This is a genomic window from Actinoplanes sp. SE50/110, assembly GCF_900119315.1.
Taxonomy (GTDB): Bacteria; Actinomycetota; Actinomycetes; order Mycobacteriales; family Micromonosporaceae; genus Actinoplanes.
Window position 1 is genome coordinate 2446342 of record NZ_LT827010.1, and the last position, 18188, is coordinate 2464529.

The 18188-nt window shown below is 72.9% G+C and carries 14 protein-coding genes and 1 riboswitch; of the genes, 8 read left to right on the top strand and 6 right to left on the bottom strand.

The genetic code is table 11. From position 1 onward, the window contains the following. Window positions 1-1026: 1026 nt before the first annotated feature. Window positions 1027-1428: a hypothetical protein gene (locus ACSP50_RS10900; protein ID WP_043511206.1), complete on the bottom strand. Its 402-nt coding sequence runs from the start codon at window positions 1426-1428 to the stop codon at window positions 1027-1029. Window positions 1429-1461: 33 nt separating this feature from the next. On the opposite strand from ACSP50_RS10900, the gene ACSP50_RS10905 reads away from it, so the two are divergent. Beyond that, window positions 1462-2319 carry a hypothetical protein gene (locus tag ACSP50_RS10905; RefSeq protein ID WP_043511209.1) on the top strand — a complete coding sequence of 286 codons (858 nt, stop codon included), beginning with the start codon at window positions 1462-1464 and terminating at the stop codon, window positions 2317-2319. 56 nt (window positions 2320-2375) lie between these two features. Here the strand turns inward: ACSP50_RS10905 and ACSP50_RS10910 are convergent, their stop codons facing one another. Next, window positions 2376-3089, bottom strand: coding sequence for an alpha/beta hydrolase (locus ACSP50_RS10910; RefSeq protein WP_014689240.1), 714 nt, complete (start codon window positions 3087-3089; stop codon window positions 2376-2378). Between the two features lie 19 nt (window positions 3090-3108). Here ACSP50_RS10910 and ACSP50_RS10915 point away from each other — a divergent pair, with 19 nt between their 5' ends. Together ACSP50_RS10915 and ACSP50_RS10920 are read left to right on the top strand one after the other, a co-directional pair. Then, window positions 3109-4338: a sensor histidine kinase gene (locus ACSP50_RS10915; protein ID WP_155123473.1), complete on the top strand. Its 1230-nt coding sequence runs from the start codon at window positions 3109-3111 to the stop codon at window positions 4336-4338. 1 nt (window position 4339) lies between these two features. Then, window positions 4340-5971 carry an ATP-binding protein gene (locus ACSP50_RS10920; RefSeq protein ID WP_014689242.1) on the top strand — a complete coding sequence of 544 codons (1632 nt, stop codon included), beginning with the start codon at window positions 4340-4342 and terminating at the stop codon, window positions 5969-5971. A 518-nt stretch (window positions 5972-6489) separates the two neighbouring features. Here ACSP50_RS10920 and ACSP50_RS10925 read toward each other — a convergent pair. Next, complete coding sequence (locus ACSP50_RS10925; protein ID WP_014689243.1) at window positions 6490-8067, bottom strand: response regulator; 1578 nt, start codon at window positions 8065-8067, stop codon at window positions 6490-6492. Between the two features lie 73 nt (window positions 8068-8140). Continuing rightward, window positions 8141-9670, bottom strand: coding sequence for a cellulase family glycosylhydrolase (locus ACSP50_RS10930; protein WP_014689244.1), 1530 nt, complete (start codon window positions 9668-9670; stop codon window positions 8141-8143). 147 nt (window positions 9671-9817) lie between these two features. Between ACSP50_RS10930 and ACSP50_RS10935 the strand changes: the two genes are divergently transcribed. From ACSP50_RS10935 to ACSP50_RS10945, 3 genes are all read left to right on the top strand, one after another. Then, entirely contained in the window at window positions 9818-10630 is an 813-nt protein-coding gene (locus tag ACSP50_RS10935; protein WP_014689245.1) for a class I SAM-dependent methyltransferase, read from the top strand. 71 nt (window positions 10631-10701) lie between these two features. After that, window positions 10702-11946: an MFS transporter gene (locus tag ACSP50_RS10940; RefSeq protein ID WP_014689246.1), complete on the top strand. Its 1245-nt coding sequence runs from the start codon at window positions 10702-10704 to the stop codon at window positions 11944-11946. Beyond that, window positions 11943-12536: an HD domain-containing protein gene (locus ACSP50_RS10945; protein ID WP_014689247.1), complete on the top strand. Its 594-nt coding sequence runs from the start codon at window positions 11943-11945 to the stop codon at window positions 12534-12536. Before ACSP50_RS10940 ends, ACSP50_RS10945 begins: the two co-directional genes overlap by 4 nt. Here ACSP50_RS10945 and ACSP50_RS10950 read toward each other — a convergent pair. Continuing rightward, window positions 12524-13609 carry a M20 family metallopeptidase gene (locus ACSP50_RS10950; protein WP_014689248.1) on the bottom strand — a complete coding sequence of 362 codons (1086 nt, stop codon included), beginning with the start codon at window positions 13607-13609 and terminating at the stop codon, window positions 12524-12526. The two genes, ACSP50_RS10945 and ACSP50_RS10950, sit on opposite strands and share 13 nt — an antisense overlap. A 10-nt stretch (window positions 13610-13619) precedes the next feature. Further along, window positions 13620-14393: a DUF1684 domain-containing protein gene (locus ACSP50_RS10955; protein WP_014689249.1), complete on the bottom strand. Its 774-nt coding sequence runs from the start codon at window positions 14391-14393 to the stop codon at window positions 13620-13622. Between the two features lie 72 nt (window positions 14394-14465). Next, a riboswitch (SAM riboswitch) is annotated at window positions 14466-14583 on the top strand. Between the two features lie 12 nt (window positions 14584-14595). Between ACSP50_RS10955 and ACSP50_RS10960 the strand changes: the two genes are divergently transcribed. Further along, entirely contained in the window at window positions 14596-15822 is a 1227-nt protein-coding gene (locus tag ACSP50_RS10960; RefSeq protein WP_014689250.1) for an aminotransferase class V-fold PLP-dependent enzyme, read from the top strand. Window positions 15823-16020: 198 nt separating this feature from the next. Then, the gene (locus tag ACSP50_RS10965; protein ID WP_231957019.1) at window positions 16021-18186 is read left to right on the top strand and encodes a glycoside hydrolase domain-containing protein; all 2166 of its coding nucleotides are present in this window, start codon (window positions 16021-16023) and stop codon (window positions 18184-18186) included. The last annotated feature ends 2 nt before the right edge of the window (window positions 18187-18188 follow it).

The following is an 18188-nucleotide window of genomic DNA, read 5'->3' on the forward strand; positions in this document are numbered from 1 at the left end:
TGTGGCCGGGCGGCGAGGCCGGCCTCGGTGAGCCGCGGGCCGGCGCCGGTGCTCGTGGAAGGCGGGGCGGATGCGGGCGGAGTGGGGCCGGCGCCGGTGTTCGTGGAAGGCGGGGCGGATGCGGGCGGAGTGGGGCCGGCGCCGGTGTTCGTGGAAGGCGGGGCGGATGCGGGCGGAGCGGGGCCGGCGCCGGTGTTCGTGGAAGGCGGGGCGGATGCGGGCGGAGCGGGGCCGGCGGCGGTGCTGGTGGTGGTGACCGCCGGTTAACGAGCGGGCGGGCCGGGCATGTCGACTGGTCACCCGGGGGGCTGGAAGGTCCCGCGCGGTGGGTGTGTCGAAGATCCAGGGTGGCGACCGTCGGGGCTGGACGGTGGATAGTGAACCCCGCCCGGATGCTGATCATGGCGTCCACGGAGGGGGAGTGGACCACTCATGCAGAGCGCCGACAACATGTCCGTACGCCCGCGCCGGATCGGTGCCGCGCTGGGGGCGGCCCTGTTGATGACCGTCGCCGGATGCACCGGCGATGACGAGAAGCCGTTCGCGGGTGAGCTGCCGCCGCCCGGCGCGACCTGGGAGACGCTCGACCCGGCGGAGCCCGGAACGGTCGACGGCAGCCAGGAGCCGACGACGAACGCCCAGCAGCAGGACGGGAACGTCGGTCAGGCGGGCGCCGGATCCGGCGGGATCGGCACGGCTGCCGGCGGGTCGTCGTCCGGAATCGATCAGGGTGCGGGAGGCGACGGCGGTCGGGCGCTCGGCCCGGGCGGCACCGTGGTGGCCACGCCGGGGGTGCACGGGCACGGCGGTGGACTCGGGGTCGGCGGCACCGTCGTCCAGAACCCGCCGCTGGGGCCGGGCGGCACCGGTGTCGGCGGCCCCGGTCTCGGTGGCACCAACTCATCCACCAATAACCCCAAAAATCCGGGCAATGTAGCGGCTCCGGGAGTCGGCGGCGTGCCCGGCGTGGGTCAGCCTGGCCCAGGTCAGCCAGGAACCGGCCTACCTGGAGCGGGTCAGCCGGGCCTAGGCCAGCCGGGCGCAGGTCAGACCGGTGCGGGCCAGCCGGGCGCAGGCCAGACCGGTGCGGGCCAGACCGGCGGGGGTCAGACCGGTGCAGGCCAGACAGGTGCAGGCCACCCCGGCGCCGCACAGCCGGGATCCGCCCATCCCGGCGGCGGCGCCCCGGCAGCCCAGCCCGGCGGCCAGCACGCCCCCGGCCAAGGCCCCGTCGGCCAGCCGATCAGCCATCCGATCGGCCAGCAGCCCGGCCACCCGGGCCAGCCCGGCCACCCGGGCCAGTCCGGCACGGGCCAGAACGGCCACCCGGCCACCGGCCCGGCGACCCCGGTCGTCGGCGGCCCGGTGATCGTCCAGCCGATCGTCAACCACCGCCCGCCGGCCGTCGAACCCCCGGCCACCAGCCATCACTCGTCCGGAAACGTTCACAGCGACCGGCCGGTGACCCACGCGCGCCCGGCGACGCACGCCCGGCCGTCGGGCCAGCACCGCGCGGTCCGGGCCAGCCGGCCGACCTGGGTGCGCGACCTGGACCGGCCGATCTCGGCGAACCGTAGCTGTGATCGCTTCCACGGCGGCATCACCGACATCACCCTAACCAACGGGTGGTGGGACAACTCGCAGGTCTGCGGGGACACCGACTCGCAGATCTACCTGTTGACGCACTCCGGCATGCCGGTCGCCCTGCCGCAGGCGGACGACGATTACGGCCGGATGCGGCGGTTCCACGATGACCTGCTGGCCCGGATCAACCATGACGCGTTCCCGTTCGACTCGCACGGATTCGGCGACGACCGCTGGGCCGGCGGGCACCGGGGCGCCGGTGGGGGCGTCGGTCACCGCCGCGGCGGCTGGGACGACGGGAACACCGATGGCGGCTGGGGCAACGGTGACGCCGACGGCGGCTGGGGCAACGGGGACACCGATGGCGGCGACTGGGACGGCGGCGACCGCTGGACCACCGGTGACGCCCGCGACCTCGGTGACCTCCGGGCCGCGGCGAACGGCTGGAGCGGCGACGACCTGGGCCGCCACGCGTCCCGCGACTGCGACAAGCCGTCCCGTCCGAAGCGCCGGGCGAAAGCCGCCGCGGTCCGGAACGACGCGGTCACCAGGGCGGAGACGAGCGCGGCGGCCGACGACGCCGACGCCCGACGGTCCACCGGCGACGACCCGGCGGCCACCGGCGATCGGGACCACCGGACCGCCGGAGACGGATCGGATCAGGAGAAGGCCACGGACCGCTTCGACGATCACGGCGACGGCATCGCGATCACCTACCCGGTGACGGACGACTGAGGCGGGACCGGGAGCACCGCTGCCGACGGCGGCGGCGCTCCCGGCGGGCAACCGGGTCAGGCCAGCTTGGCGGTGACCAGGTCCATCGCCCGGTTGATCGCCGCCCGGGACTCGTCGTTGTCGTCCTTGGCGTCGAAGGTGTGCTGGCCGTCCGGCAGGTCGATGATCTCCAGGTCGGCCTTGCTCGCGACCGCCGCCTCCACGAACCGGTTCACCGGCCCGGCGATGATCGGCTGTTCCCTGCCGACCCGGGTCAGCACGATCGGCAGGTCCCCGGCCTCGGCCACCGCCGCCACCGGCGTGAACCGCTCGTCGGCCGGCCATCCCGGGAAGGCCTCCACCACCGGATAGCTCATCGCCAGCACCCGCAGCCAGGACGGCGGTTCGCGCAGCCAGTCCGCGGCGAACAGGGCCGAACCCGAGTAGAGCCAGATCGCCAACCGATTCTCGTCGACCCGCGGATCGCTGCGCAGGGTCTCCACGACGGCCGCCACGTTGGCGGCGCCGGTCGCATACTCGGCGGGGCTGTAGAGGCGGTGCTCGACGACCGCTCCGATCATCCCGCGGCGGGCGGCGAGCCGGGCGTACCCCTGGAAAACGGGCCAATCCCGCTGCGTCGGGCGAACCTCGGCCGGCAGGGGGCCGCCCGGAACGATCAGGATCGCCGGGCGTGGCGCGGCGATCTCGCCGGGCAGGTAGAGATCGTGGAACTCGTGGCGTTCCGGAGACTGGTCGCCGACGGGCAGAACGAAGGGCTTCAGGAAGTCCATCGCGGGATCCTATCGCTGATTGTCGATCACAGGGGACGCTCAGCAGCGGGTCGGACCGGACGAACAGGTAAGGGTGGAGCAGGAGCGTCTCGCGGCGCTGCACGAGTACCGGCTGCGGGACACCCCGCCGGGGGAGGAGCTGCAGGCCGTGCTGCGGGTCGCCGCGACGATCGCCGGGGTGCCCTGGGCCAGCCTGAACCTGATCGACGAGCGGTCGCAGTTCCAGCTCGTCACCCTGAGCCGGGCGCCGGTCCAGTGCGCCCGGGACGACTCGATGTGCGCGGTCACCGTCGAGTCCGGCCGCTTCACGCACGTGCCGGACGCCCGGCTCGACCCGGTGTACCGGAACAACCCGTGGGTGACCGGGGTACTCGGGGACATCCGGTTCTACGCCGCCGCGCCGCTGATCACGCCGGCCGGGCACGCGCTCGGCACGCTCTGTGTGACCGACAGCGTGCCGCATCACCTGCGCCCCGAGGAGCGGGCGCAGATCACCGACCTGGCCGCGATCGTGGTCGCGTTCTTCGAACGGCGCCGGCAGGCGCGGGAGACCGCCGAGCTCGCCGCGACGGTGCAGGCCCGGCAGCGGTGGACCGACACGCTGCTGGAGACGATCGACACGGCGGTGATCGCCTGCGACGCGAGTGAGAAGGTGACCCTCTGGAACAGGGCCGCCCGCGAATGGCACGGTCGCAGCGGCGAGGGCGACCCGCGGGGCACCGACGTGGCCCGGCGGTTCGGCCTGTTCGAGCCGGACGGCGTCACCACGATCCCGGACGACGAACTGCCGCTGCAGATCGCCCTGCGTCGGGGGATCACGGTGACCGGCCGGGAGATGATGATCCGCCGGCCGGTGGGCGAGCCGGTGCACGTACGGGTCAACGCCGGTCCGCTGCGCGGCCCGGCCGGGGAGATCCAGGGCGCGGTGCTGGCCCAGGCCGACGTGACCGCCGACCGACGTCGCCGCCGGTTGATCGAGGAGGCCCGGGAACGGCTGGCCGCCGCGAACGCCGAGCTGGAACGTTCCAACGCGGATCTGACCAACTTCGCCGCCGCGGTCGGCCACGACCTGATCGCGCCGCTCGCCGCGGTCGGCGGCTTCCTGGAACTGCTGGCGATGGAGGGTTGTCCGGAGGCGGCCGCCGGTTCGGCCGAGGTGACCCGGATGCGCGACGTGATCGACGGTCTGCTCGCCGGAGCGCTGGCCGACCGGGCGCGCCCTTCAGGACCGGCCCGGGGACGCCGATAGGATGGGCGTGCTGCTGGATGATCGGGAGCAGCGGCGACTCGCCGCGCTCCACGAGTATCGTCTGCTCGACTCGCCGGCGGGGAACGAGCTGGAGGCGGTCGTCCGGGTCGCGGCCACGGTCGCCCGGGTGCCGACCGCCACGCTGAACCTGATCGACGAGAACCGGCAGTGCCAGCTGACCACGGTCGGGTTCGACGGCGGCGACTCGCCGCGCTCCGAGTCGATGTGCGCGATCCGTTTTCAGACCGGCGAATTCACCTATCTCCCGGACGCCAGCCTGGATCCGACGTACCGGGCCAATCCCTGGGTGACCGGCGTCCACGCGAAGGTCCGGTTCTACGCGTCGGCGCCCCTGGTCACCCCGGACGGCTACGCGCTCGGGTCGTTGTGCGTCTTCGACTCCGAGCCGGCCGAGCTGGACGACGAGCAGATCGCCCGGCTCAAGGACCTCGCCGACGTGATCGTGGCACTCTTCGAGCGCCGCCGGCAGGCCCGGCTCAACGCCGAGTTGGCCGCGATCGCCGAGGCCCGGCAGCGGTGGACCGACACGCTGCTGGAGACGATCGACGTCGCCGTGGTCGCCTGCGACCGGGACGGCCGGCTCACCCTGTTCAACCGTGCCGCCCGCGACTGGCACGGCCTGGACGCCGACCCGGGGGTCGACCCGAACGACTTCGCCGACCGGTACTTCCTGTTCGACATCGACGGGGAGACGCCGCTGCCGGCCGACCGGGTCCCGCTGCTGCGCGCTCTGCACGAGGGTTCGGTCAGCAACGCCGAAATGCTCATCCGGCGCCGCGGCGGCGACCCGGTCCACGTCACCGTCAACGGCCGCGCCCTGGTCGGCCCGGACGGCATCCCGCTCGGCGCGGTCGTCGCGATGAACGACGTCACCACCGACCGTGCCCAGCAGCGCGCCATCGAACACGCCCGCCGCGAACTCGCCGCCGCCAACGAGGAGCTGCGCCGCTCCAACGCCGACCTGACCAACTTCGCCGGCGCGGTCAGCCACGACCTGGTCGCTCCGCTCGCCGCCGTCGGCGGCTACCTGGAGCTGCTCGAAGACGTCGTCACCGGCCAGCCCCGCGACTGGGTCGACGCCGCCTCCCGCGCCGTCACCCGGATGCGCGACCTGATCGGCTCCCTCCTCGATTACGCCCGTGCCGGCAGCGCCCCCATCCGCCGCACCCCGTCCGACCTCGGCGACATCCTCACCAGTGTGATCGCCGACCTGAACGCCGAAATACTCGCCTCCGGCGCCCGGATCCTCTCGCCGGCCCACCTGCCCGTCGTGTCCTGCGACCCGGTCCTGGCCCGCCAGCTCCTGCAGAACCTGATCGCCAACGCGATCAAATACCGCCACCCCGACCGCCGGCCGTGCATCGTCATCACCGCCGCCCGCGCGGAAGAGGCCTGGGCGGTAACGGTCGCCGACAACGGCAGCGGCATCCCCCCGGACCAGCGCCGCCGAGTCTTCGACATGTTCACCCGCCTGGACGGCACCTCGGCGTCCGGTCACGGCATCGGCCTCTCCAGCTGCCTGCGCATCGTCGACCGGCACGGCGGCACGATCCATGTCACCGACAACGAGGGCGGCGGGACGAAGATCATCTTCACGCTTCCGGACCGCTGATCATCAACGGCCAAGATCTTTGGTGGTACGACCTGTGCACGGCCCCGCCGCGCGGCGCGACGCCGCTGCCACTCCCGATCGCTGAGCGACCATCCGGGGTGGGGCGGACCAAGACGTGGTCCGCCCATCGCGGCCGCGCACGACCGCCGCCCCGCCGCCGGACCGCCGGTGCCCCTCCGCTCGTCCGGCCACCGTCCACCGTGATCAGGCAGCGCAGATCTGCTCGTTCGAGCATCGACCGTGTGGTGAAGCGGTGCAGGGTGTCCGTTCGATCGTCACATGTGTGGTCGGGCGGTGCGCGGCGTCCGTTCGATCGTCGGACGGTGGCGCGCTGGCTGGCCGGCGAGGTGCCCACCGTCGAACGGTTCGGGGATGCGACGGCAACCGCCGTCCGATCGCGCAGGTCGCCGGGGTCTTCGACGGGGGGCGTTGACCCGGGTCGGGGAGGCGCTGCCCGTGACACGCACGCCCGGGATGCCCCGGCCGCGCACGGAGGCGGGCCGGGGCGGTGGTGGCGGTCAGTGGGCCGTGGCAGCGGACAGCTCGTCGGCGAGGCGTTCGCAGACCGGGACGACGGCGGCGTACTCGGCGCGGATGGCGGCCATGGTGGCCGCATTCCGGGGGAGGCGGCCGGCGCGGGCGTCGGCCTCCACCGCGGCGAACATGCCGGCCAGGTGGACGGCGCCGATGTTGGAGGCGGAGCCGTTGAGGGTGTGCGCCTGGGCGCGGACCCCGGGGACGTCGCCGGCGGTAAACAGCGCGGCGAGCCGGTCGATGCCGGCCGGGGTGCCGGTGGTGAACGAGCGCAGCAGGCGGGCCAGCAGGGTCCGTTCCGGGTCGCTGGGTGCGCCGTCGCTGATGTCGTCCAGGCGGGCGCGGACCTCCGACTCCCGGTCGGCGTCGGGCGCGGTCCGGGCATCGCCGGATTCGCCGTCGTCGCCGGGCAGGTCATGGCCGAGGTCCAGCAGCGGGGTCAGCGCGCTGGTCAGGTCGGGAAGGTTGACCGGCTTGGGCAGGTAGTCGTTCATGCCGGAGGCGCGGCACGCGGCCCGGTCCTCGGCCAGCACGCTGGCGGTCATGGCGATGATGTGCGGCTGCCGGTCGGCCGGGAACTCCGAGCGGATCAGGCGGGTGGCCTCGAGGCCGTCGAGGATCGGCATCTGCACGTCCATGAGTACCACGTCGTAGTCGGCGGCACGCAGCGCCTGGACGGCTTCCAGACCGTTGCCGACGGTGTCGACGCGGTGGCCGAGTTTGCCGAGCATGAACTGGGCGACCTTCTGGTTGACCGGGTCGTCCTCGGCCAGCAGCACCCGCAGCGGCGTGTGCCAGGTCTCCTCGGCGGGCTCCGAAGCCGAGTCGGATGCCGAGAACGTCTCGACCGCCGCAGCGGGCTCGGCCGGCGGCGACGGGGCCGGCGATCGGGTGGCCCGCCAGGCGGTCAGCGCGATCGCCGAGGCGGCCCCCAGCGCCGCGGTGACCAGCCAGAGCGCCCGGGATTCCTGCTCCTGTTGCTGCTGCTGCCGGGCGTGCAGCACGGTCAGCTGATCCTGGCGCAGGGTGTCGATGAACCGGCCGGCACGATCCAGCGTCTCGGTGCCGGCGGTGCCGAGCACGTCCGGCCGGGCGTCCCGGAAACCCTCGTCGCGCAGCTGGGTGACCGCCAGACCGAGGTAGTCGACCGTGGCGGTGGCCGAGGCCTGCAGATCGTCGAGCGTCTGTCGGTGCGCGGTGTCGGCGCCGAGCAGCTGACGCAGCCGCGCCAGGCTTTGCGGCACCTGGGTCGCCGCCGAGGTGTAGGGCGCGAGGTAGTGCTCGTCGGCGGTCAGCACGAAGCCGCGTTCGCCGCGCTGCGCGTCCTGCAGCTGGCTCCGCAGGCTCGACAGGGTGTCCAGCGCCTGATAGGCCCGGTCGATCGGCGCCCGCTGCGCCTGCGCGCCGTCGATGCCCAGGTGGGCGGCGGCACCGCCGAGGGCCAGCAGCCCGATGACCGACCCGTAGCCGGCGGCCGACACCCGCCCGGCCGTCCACCGCTGGCCCGTCGCTTCGCGGGAGCCGCCGAGCCGATCGCTACCCTGACGCCGTCTACGAATCATGCCCTCAGATTCGGCGGCCGGGCCCGGTGCGTGAGACGCACCGGGCTGCAGCACAGTTGCGAATCGCCCGGTTTCAGGAGGCGCTGATCGCCACGTCGTCGAACCAGACCGTGCCGGTGTCGGCCCCCGACTTCAGGTGCACCTGCAGGCTGGCCGCGCCCGCGGGAGCCACACCGTCGACCGACAGCCGGGTCCAGTCGGTGGTCCCGGACGGCAGGTCGGCGGAGGAGGCGCCGCCGATCCAGCGGTCGTTCACGTCGAACCAGCTCAGCGCGATCTGCGTCGAGCCGGTCTCGTTCTTGCCGCGGACCCAGACCTCGGCGTGCCACCGCCGCCCGGGCTGCACCGGCTCGATCGGCGACACCCGGTACGACGGTGACCCGGCCGCCGTCTTGCCGGTGTTGGTCAGCATCACCGACCACTTGCCGGACCGCGCGGCCGTCTGCGTCCGGGTGGGCGTGCCGAGGTCGGACAGGTAGGACCGCCACGGCGTCTGACCGGCGGCGTTCTCGAAGCCGAGGTCCATCAGGCCGGTCGGGGACGGCGCGCCGTTCCACTCGGCCTTGGCCACCGCGGCGGCCGGCTTGGCGGTGCTGTCGGCGCGGTACAGGCCGTACCAGTACTGCTCGGGGATCCGCGCGACGCCGGAGTCCGGGATGCTGCCGGCGGCGAAGTCGTTCAGCGTCCACGGCGCGACCGCGTTCACCCCGGCCACCTCGGCGGCGGCGAACACCCGGGCGAGATATGCGGCCTGCTCACCCTCGCTGGACTGCAGCGTGTTCGTACCGGTCTCGCCGATCACCAGCGGGGCCGGCGCCACGGCGGCCTGGGCCTGCCGGATCGAGGCCAGGGCGCGTTCCGAATTGCCGTACAGGTGGAAGTCGTAGTAGTCCAGCGGCGTCGCCGCCATCGCCGACTTCAGCGTGGACAGGCCGGCGACGCCGGCCGACGAGCTGATCGGGATGGTCACCGGAACCCCCGGCACGGCCTTGCGAATCACCGGCAGGAGCTTCTTCGCCCAGCCGATCGCGGCCGGGTCGGTCGGGTCGAGCTCGTTCTGCAGTTCGATCGAAATGATCCGGTCGTCGTTACGGAACGGGGCGAGCAGCGCGTTCGCCCAGGTGGTGCTGCCGGCCACGTCGGAGTAGCCGTCCCACCAGTCGAACAGGGTGACCTTGACGGTCATGCCCCGGGCCGCGGCGAGCGACACGAACTGGGCCAGCTTCGCGGCGTACTCCGGTTTCGGGGTGGGGTAGCCGAAGGCCGACGGGAACACGATGGCGCGCACGCTGTCCGCACCGAGTGCCCGGGCCTTGGCCAGGTCGGCGTCGATCTTCTTGGCGTCGAAGTCGGTCCACATCCGGGTCCAGCTGCCACCCGCCGGGTAGTAGTTGATCTGCTTGGCGGACTGGACCGCGGCGAGCCGCTGGGCCGGGGTGAGGCTGTCCCGCGCGCCCGGCACGGTCGTGGAGGCCAGGATCGCCGCCGCCGGCTTGACCGCCGCGGTGGCGGCGGACGCCGGGGTCGTCGCTGACGAGACCGTCGCCCCGGCCGCCAGCAGCAGCGGCAGGGAACGGGCGACGACGGGGGTGACGGAGCGCATGGCGGCCAGGTCCTTCGTGACGGCGGGTGGATGTGCCGGTTCAGTTCGGCGGCGCGACGGACCGGTCAACGAAAGCGTTCAGTGCCGTTCGGGTGCGAGGTGATGCCGTTCTGGTTCGCCGCTGGCCGGGTGGTCTAGCGTCGACCCATGACAGCGGACCTCTTCGATGCCTCGGCCATGTACGACGACGACTACCTGCACTTCTTCGCCAGGCACCCGGCGGAGGAGGCGGGTCGGGCGGCGGCGGGGGTGACGCACGGGCCCGCCGTGCCGGCCGCGGGCGGCGGGCCGGCCACCGCCGACGTGGTGTGGCGGCTGCTCGGCCTGGCACCCGGCATGACCGTCCTGGACCTGGCCTGCGGCCACGGCTCTCTGGCCGCCGCCCTCGCGGCCCGCGGCTGCCGGGTCACCGGCCTCGACTTCTCCGAGGTCTTCCTGGCCCGGGCCCGGTCCGACGCCGCCGCCCGCGCCCTCGACATCGACTATGTCCCCGGTGACATGCGCGAGCTGCCGCGGGAGTGGACCGGCCGCTTCGACCGGGTGGTGAACTGGTCGACCGCGTTCGGCTATTTCGACGACGCCGTCAACCGGCACGTGCTCGACGAGATCGTCCGGGTGCTGCGCCCCGGTGGCCGGCTGGCGTTGGACCTCGACAATCAGGTGCGGTTCCTGACCTCGTGGACGCCGTCCCGGATCACCGTCGCCCTCGGTAACGGCGATCTGCTCGCCGACCGGCACCGCTTCGACCCGCTCACCGGACGCTTCGAGGTCGAGCGCACCGTGGTCCGCGACGGCCGGGCGCGCACCCTGACCTTCGTCAAGCGCCTGTTCGGTTTCCCGGAGATCCGGGACTGGTGTGCCGCGGCCGGGTGCACCACGGTGGCCGGGCACGGCGAGGACGGCGAGCCACTCTCGGCGGAACACCGGCGGATGGTCGTCGTCGCGGCGGTTCGCGGCTGATGTCGTACCCCGCCATCGTCTTGTGAAGTGCGACGCTGCCGGCGGGCGGGGAGCGACCTAGGGTCATGCGAATGGATCATGTGACCGGACGGCAGCGGGGGACCGCGCTGGTGGCGCTGGCGCTCGGCGGCGTGGCGATCGGTTTGACCGAGTTCGTGGCGATGGGGCTGCTGCCGGAGATGACCCGCGATCTGCTGCCGGCCGCGTGGGCGCGCTCGCACGAGGACGCGGTGGCGCAGGCCGGGTGGGTGATCACCACGTACGCCCTCGGGGTGGTGGCCGGCGCCCCGCTGATCGCCGCCCTGTCCGCCCGGATGCCGCGCAAGCGGCTGGTGCTGGGTCTGCTCGCACTGTTCACGGTGGGTACGGTGGCGTCCGCGCTGGCGCCGACGTTCGGGCTGGTGCTCGTCGCCCGGTTCGTCGCGGCGCTGCCGCACGGAGCGTATTTCGGGGCGGCCGGGCTGGTCGCGGCGAACCTGATGGGCCCGGGCAACGAGGCGCGCGGGTTCGCCGTGGTGCTCGGCGGCCTGACGCTGTCCAATGTCGCCGGTGTTCCGGTGATCACCCTGATCGGGCAGTCGTCCGGCTGGCGGGTGGCCTACCTGGTGATCGCCGGGGTGTTCCTGCTGGCGCTGTTCGCGGTGCTGGCCACGGTGCCGCAGACGCCGACGCCCGCGGGCGCGTCGATCGGCGCCGAGTTGCGGGCGTTGCGCCGGCCGCAGGTGTGGCTGGTGGCGGTCACCGCGGCGGTCGGGTTCGGCGGGTTCTTCGCGGTGGACAGCTACATCGCCCCGGTGACCACCGAGGTGACCGGGTTGTCCACCCGCGCGGTGCCGTGGGCGCTGGTCGCGGTCGGGCTGGGGATGACCGTGGGTAACGCGGTGGGCGGCTGGTTCGCCGACCGCAACCTGCGCCGGGCGACGCTGACCGCGTTCAGCACGGTGATCGTGGCGGCGGTGATCTTCGCGTTGACCGCGCACAGCACGGTCGGGTTGTTCCTCGGGTCGTTCCTGGTGGGCGCGGCGAGCCTGGCGCTGGGCCCGGCCATGCAGGCCCGGCTGATCGCGGTGGCGCCGGGGGCCCAGCTGATGGGCGCGGCGGTGAACCAGTCGGCGATGAACACCGCCAACGGCCTGGGGGCGGCGCTGGGCGGGCTGGTGATCGCGCGCGGTTACGGCTATCTGGCACCGGCGTGGACCGGCGCGGTGCTGGCCGCGATCGGGCTGGGGCTGGCGGCGGTGAGCTTCGCCGCTGACCGCACGTTCCGCCGGAGTTTGACCGCTGTTCACCATCGGCGGCCTACGCTCTGGCGATGACGGCCCCCACGCTGCTCCGTCCGGTGACCACACCGGGTCCGCTGACCGCGGCCGCCCGGCTGCTCGCCGAGTCCCTGCTCGGTGGCATGGGTGACCGCTGGCTGCACACCCGGGGGGTCGCCGGGCGGGCCGCCGAGCTGGCCGGGCCGCTCGGCGTCGACGCCGACCTGGTCACCGCGGCGGCCTGGCTGCACGACATCGGCTATGCCGAGCCGACCGTCGTCACCGGGTTCCACCCGCTGGACGGCGCCGACCACCTGACCCGCAACGGGTGGCCGGTCCGGGTGGCCGGGCTGGTCGCCTACCACTCCGGGGCCCGTTTCGTGGCCGCGGCGCGGGGGCTGAGCGGATCGCTGGCCGCCTACCCGGACGAGCGGACCGTGCTGGCGGACGCGCTCACCTACGCCGACCAGACCGTGGGGCCGAGCGGGCTGCGGGTGGACCCGGCGGCCCGGTACGCCGAGGTGCTGCTGCGGCACGGGCCGTGCTCACTGAACGCGCTGGTGGACCCGGAACGCGGGCCGTACCTGCGGGGCATCGCCGGCCGCATCGAGCATCTGCTCGCCGCACGAGCTCTTCAGCGGGATTGAAGGAATCGCGTCAATGCGTCGTGGTAGGGCTGCAGCGAGCTGATCTCCAGGTATTCCGACGGGCCGTGCTGCCCGTCGCCGGTCGGCCCGAAAATGACGGCATCGATGCCGAGCGGAAAATAGAACCGGCTGTCCGCCGCCCCGTGCTTGCGCAGCAGTTCCCCGGAGTATCCGACCGCCTTGGCCGCCTCCTGCAGGGCACGCACCCCGGCCCCGGACGGATCCGCCCGATGCGGCGTCCCCACCGCGTCGACCTGAACCTCCACCTCGGCGCCCACGATCGACCGCAGGTGACCGGCGATCTCCGGAATGGAACGCCCGGTCAATGCCGCGTCTTCCGGCGGGTAGCGGATGTCGAACCAGGCTGTCGCATCCGCCGGAACCTGATTGACCGCCTGGTTCCCGGTCTCGATCCGCGCCAGATTGGCGGTCGTCGTCCACGCCTCCTCGGCCGGCACCGGATAGCGCGCGATCAGTCGCTGCACCGCGGTCAGCAGCGTCAGCAGGGCGTTGGAACCCAGCCACGGATACGCCGCATGCGCCCCCAGGCCGGAAGCGATCAGCCGGGCCCGCACCAGGCCTTTCGACTCGGTGACCACCCGCAGCCCGCTCTGCTCCCCGATGATCACGAAGTCGCCGCGCACCCCCTGCGCCAGCTGGTGCCCGGTCCCGTCCTGTCCGCCCGTCTCCTCATCGGTGACCAGCTGCAACGCGATCGGGTAGGGCAGCTCCCCGGCCATTTCCCGGAACACCGTGGCGAGGACCAGCGCCGCGACCTTCATGTCGTGCGCACCGCGCCCGTACAGCCGGTCGCCCTCGCGGCGGGCCCGGAACTGCGACGGCGTTCCGGGCACCACATCGAGATGACCGTTCAGGATCACCCGAGGCCGGCCCGGCCGGTCGGGGTGGGTGAGCAGCGCGCTGGGCCTGCCCCGGGACTCGAAGCGCCGGGTGGTGAAGCCCGGGCCGACCAGGTCGAGCACCAGGCCCAGGGCCCGGTGCAGCTCGGCGGGCCGGTCGGCGGTCGACCGGATCCCGATCAGCGCCTCGGCCGGCGCGAGCAGCTCCTCCATCCCGCCGAACCTAGCGCGGCAGCTGCTCGCCCGCCGCCACGGCGATCGGCAGCCTGTTCTCGGCCGGGGGCAGCGGGCAGGTGGCGAACTCGGTGTACGCGCACGGCAGGTTCGTCGCCCGGTTGAAGTCGAGGGTCACGGTGCCGTCGGCGGCCGGTGGCGCGATCGCCACACTGCGGTTCGCCGGGTACGTGGTGACGCCCGACGTCGCGTCGGTGAACAGCACGAACAGCGAGCCGGGCGTGTGACCGTTGAACGCGGTCAACGCCAGATCCCGCCCGTCGGCGGTGAACTCGATGCGTCCGGGCGACTCGTACACGTGCTCGAGGCCCTCGGCGACCGACCCCACGGTCACCGGCCGGGGCTCGTCGAACGGCACGAACGTCCCGGTCACCACCCACTCCTCGGCCGGCGGGTAGGCCGGCGTGCCCCGATACCCGACCAGGGTCTCGTGCGCGGGGTGCCGCGGGCGCAGCACGTCGTGACCACCCCGGCGGGCGATCTCCAGTTTCGCCTCGCCCCAGCCCACGGTGTGGTCGGCGCGCTCGGCGAGGGGCGGGAACCGGTGCTCGCCGGCCGGGATCCCGTCAAGCTCCTCCCCGGGCGCCAGGGTGACCAGCACGCCCTCCGGGCCGGTGCTCCACTCGCCGGGTGCGTCCGGGAACCGCTGCGGGGTCTCGGTCAGCCAGTGCAACCCGGTGATCGCCAGGAAGCCGTGCTTGTCCGCCCGCCGGGTTTCGTGCTCGTCGTGCCACCGGGTCCACTGCTGCTCGAAGCTGCTCATGCGTCGACCCTAATCCCTACTGGCTCCGTGGGATATGGCGCGGCGCTGTGACATCTGCTAACTTCGTGGGCAGGTCATGAGTGTCAGCGTCAAGCCCCGGCTCGCTGACCGGCAACCCTTCCTGTTCGCGATGGGGTGCCCCGGGTGAGGACCGGGCCGTTTCGCCGACCGGCGACGGCAAGCGCTGAACCGGAGGCATGCCATGTCGGCTCTCGACATCGTCGGCGACGACCTGAAGACCGAGCTCCCCAGCGGCGAGACGATCCGTTTCGCGCACCTCGACTACGCCGCCTCGGCCCCCTGCGTCGAGGCCGCCGCTCAGGCGGTCGGCGAGCTGCTGCCGCGCTACGGCAGCGTGCACCGGGGGACCGGGGTCCGCTCGCAGACCTCGACGGTCGCCTACGAGGTGGCCCGGGACGTGGTGGCCGAGTTCGTCGGCGCCCGCCCCGGCGACCACGTGATCTTCACCCGGAACACCACCGACTCGCTGAACCTGCTGGCCCGGGCGCTGCCCGCGGGCACCACCACGATCCTGTTCGACGGCGAGCACCACGCCAACCTGCTGCCCTGGCCGAACCCGTTGCGGCTGCCCACCCCGGCGTCGCCGCACTTCGCGGTGCAGGCGCTGCAGAACGCGCTGCGCGACCTGCGCACCCCGGCCGTGCTGGCGATCACCGGGGCCAGCAACGTGACCGGGGAGATCTGGCCGGTGCGCGAGCTGGCCGACGTGGCGCACACCTACGGGGTCCGGGTGGTCGTCGACGCCGCCCAGCTCGCCCCGCACCGGCCGGTCGACCTGGACGAGCTGGGCGCCGACTACCTGGCGTTCTCCGGGCACAAGCTGTACGCCCCGTTCGGCTCCGGCGTGCTGGTCGGCCGGGGGGACTGGCTGGACGCCGCCGACCCGTACCTCTACGGCGGCGGGGCCAGCGCCACGGTGGGTGAGCGGCCCGGCGAGCAGACCTGGGCGGCCGGTCCGGCGCGGCACGAGGGCGGCACGCCGAACCTGCTGGGCGCGACCGCGCTGGCCGCGGTCTGCGCCGCGCTGCTGGTCGCCGACCGCGACGAGCTGCACCGGCACGAGCAGGCGCTGCTGGCCCGGCTGCGGGCCGGCCTGGTCGCCGTCCCGGAAGTCCGGGAGGTGAGCATCTTCGGTCCCGAGCACCCCCGGGTCGGCATCGTCTCGCTGGTGCTGCCCGGCCACGATCCGGCCCGGGTCGCCCACCTTCTCGGCCGCGAGCACGGCATCGGGGTCCGCGCCGGCCAGTTCTGCGCGCACCCCCTGGTCCGCCGCCTCACCAACACGGAGAAATCCGATATCTGCGGTACGAACGGTGCCGGGCTGCTGCGGGCGAGTTTCGGGCTGGGCAGCACCGTGTCGGACATCGATCGATTCGTCACGGCTCTGGCGGACACAGTTCGCTCCTGAGCAGCCCTCCCCACCCGGCCCGCCGCGCCGAGAGCTGTTCCGGGAGATGTTGATCAACCGGAAGTGTGTCACTCCGAAGGTCCAGTTCACCTGATTGAAACCACAGCGGGCCCTGTCGCCGGTTAGAGTCCCGCCATCCTCGACAACATTGATCCCTTCATCGGCACCGCGGCGACCGACCTGCCCCGCGCACTCGGTCTGGCCGCCACCTGGTGGTGGCCCAAGCCGCAGGTGGGCAACACCCACCCCGGCGCGACCTCGCCCCTGGGCATGGTCAGCGCGTGCGCCTATTCAGGCGCCTACCCCACCGGTTACGGCCGGTACGCGAAGAACACCGAGGGCGTGCCCGAGGAGATGTTCGAGCGCACCGAGGCCTCCGGCTTCACCCACTTCCAGCAGTCCGGCACCGGCGCGATCCGCAAGTACTACAACTACGTGCGGGTCACCCCGATGGTCCAGCCGCTGGACGACCTTGGCCAGTCCTGGGCGCTGCACGACGAACGCGCCGAGCCCGGGTACTACGCCGCGAACCTCGACACCGGGGTGCGCTGCGAGATCACCGTGGGGGAGAAGGTCGCCGTCCACCGGTACACGTTCCCCGACCACCACAGTGCCCGGGTCGTGATCGACCTGTCCTGCGGCGGCCTCGCCATCGACCTGGGCCGCACGGTCCCGCTGCGCGCCCAGGTGGAGAGCATGGGGCACGGCTGCGCGCAGGGCACCGTGGTGATGGAGGGCGTGCCGCTCTCCGTCCACCTGGAGGCCGACGCCCCCGGCTGGCGGCAGATGCTGTGGTACGACCGGCGGCTGATCCCGGGCGGCACCCGGCTCGACTTCGACAGCATCCGGCACACCACGCTGCGCCCGTTCGGCATGCTGTTCATGGGGTCGGCCCGGGCCGGGCAGACCATCGAGGTCCGGATGGGTTTCTCGCTGCGCGGCTGCGACCAGGCCCGGGAGAATCTGCGCCGGGAGTGTGGCACCGGCGAGCCGGCCTTCGAGAAGGTGCGCCTTAGCACGAAGCAGCGCTGGCGCGACCACGTCGGCCGGGTCCGGGTCGACGGCGGGACCGAGGCGCGCCGCACGGTGATGGGCACCGCGCTGTACCACTCCCTGATCAAGCCGTGCTTCGCCGACGACGAGAGCCCGTTCTGGCCCAGCTCCGGCCCGTGGGCGTTCGACATCTGCACCATGTGGGACATCTACAAGACGCAGATCCCGCTGCTGCAGGCGATCGCCCCGGACCGCGCCATGGACCTGCTCGAATCCCTGATCCGGGTGTGCGAGGAGGAGGGCAACTTCCCGATCGGCTACCGGATGGCGCGCGGCGCCGACCGGTTCTTCCGGCAGGCGTCCGCGCTGGCGCACACCGCGATCGCCGACGCGCACGCCCTCGGCCGGGGCGGCGTCGACTGGGGCTGGGCACTCGTCCACATGGTCGACGACCTGCGCCGGATGTACGGCGAAGACTTCTTCGAGCACGGCGTGGTGCACCCGATCACGCACACCCTCGACCTGGCGTACGCCCACCACTGCACCGCCAAACTCGCCCGCGCCCTCAACGACCGCAGACTCGCCGACGACCTGGAACGCCGCAGCCACCAGTGGGTGAACGCGTTCGACCCGGTCAGCGGGCTGCTCCGGGACTCCGAGTTCTACGAGGGCGGCAAGTGGAACTACTCGTTCCGGCTGCTGCACGACATGGCCGCCCGGATCGAACTGTCCGGCGGCGACCGCGGGTTCATCGACAAACTGGACCGATTCTTCGGCTACGGCGCCGAACCGGTCAAACAGCCGGGGGTGAGCCCGCAGCCGGCCGAGATGGCCCTCGGCTACGCGCTCAACCGGTTCGAAGGCCTGAACAACGAGCCGGACATGGAAGCCCCCTGGGCCTACCACTACGCGGGCCGGCCCGACCGTACCGCCGAGGTCGTGCACTCTGCGCTGACCTGGCAGTTCGGTACCGGTCCCGGCGGGCTGCCCGGCAACGACGACTCCGGCGGCCTGAGCGCCTGGTACGTCTGGGCGTCGCTCGGCCTGTTCCCGGTCGCCGGGCAGAACCTCTTCCTGGTGAACGCCCCCGCCTTCGAACGGGCCGCGATGCGGGTCGGCGACGAGGAGTTCATCATCGAAACGAGCGGACACGTCGACACGCCGATCGGCGTCGACGGTCTCGACCGGGACCCACCCGCCCAGTACGTCCAATCGGCCACCCTCAACGGCAAGCCCCTGCACGCGGCGCACCTCTCGGCGACCGACGTGCACCGCGGCGGCCGGCTGCACCTCAAGCTCGGCCCCGAACCCTCGACGTGGGGACACGGGAACCGCCCGCCGTCCCACTCCTTCACCCCCTTTAAGGAATGACC

What these genes read in the sequence shown, in the direction of transcription:
- ACSP50_RS10955 (WP_014689249.1), bottom strand. Translation starts at nt 14,393, where the DNA reads ATGAGCAGCTTCGAGCAGCAGTGGACCCGGTGGCACGACGAGCACGAA.
- ACSP50_RS10940 (WP_014689246.1), top strand. Translation starts at nt 10,702, where the DNA reads ATGGATCATGTGACCGGACGGCAGCGGGGGACCGCGCTGGTGGCGCTG.
- ACSP50_RS10925 (WP_014689243.1), bottom strand. Translation starts at nt 8,067, where the DNA reads ATGATTCGTAGACGGCGTCAGGGTAGCGATCGGCTCGGCGGCTCCCGC.
- ACSP50_RS10920 (WP_014689242.1), top strand. Translation starts at nt 4,340, where the DNA reads ATGGGCGTGCTGCTGGATGATCGGGAGCAGCGGCGACTCGCCGCGCTC.
- ACSP50_RS10900 (WP_043511206.1), bottom strand. Translation starts at nt 1,428, where the DNA reads ATGGCTGGTGGCCGGGGGTTCGACGGCCGGCGGGCGGTGGTTGACGAT.
- ACSP50_RS10930 (WP_014689244.1), bottom strand. Translation starts at nt 9,670, where the DNA reads ATGCGCTCCGTCACCCCCGTCGTCGCCCGTTCCCTGCCGCTGCTGCTG.
- ACSP50_RS10910 (WP_014689240.1), bottom strand. Translation starts at nt 3,089, where the DNA reads ATGGACTTCCTGAAGCCCTTCGTTCTGCCCGTCGGCGACCAGTCTCCG.
- ACSP50_RS10945 (WP_014689247.1), top strand. Translation starts at nt 11,943, where the DNA reads ATGACGGCCCCCACGCTGCTCCGTCCGGTGACCACACCGGGTCCGCTG.
- ACSP50_RS10960 (WP_014689250.1), top strand. Translation starts at nt 14,596, where the DNA reads ATGTCGGCTCTCGACATCGTCGGCGACGACCTGAAGACCGAGCTCCCC.
- ACSP50_RS10950 (WP_014689248.1), bottom strand. Translation starts at nt 13,609, where the DNA reads ATGGAGGAGCTGCTCGCGCCGGCCGAGGCGCTGATCGGGATCCGGTCG.
- ACSP50_RS10935 (WP_014689245.1), top strand. Translation starts at nt 9,818, where the DNA reads ATGACAGCGGACCTCTTCGATGCCTCGGCCATGTACGACGACGACTAC.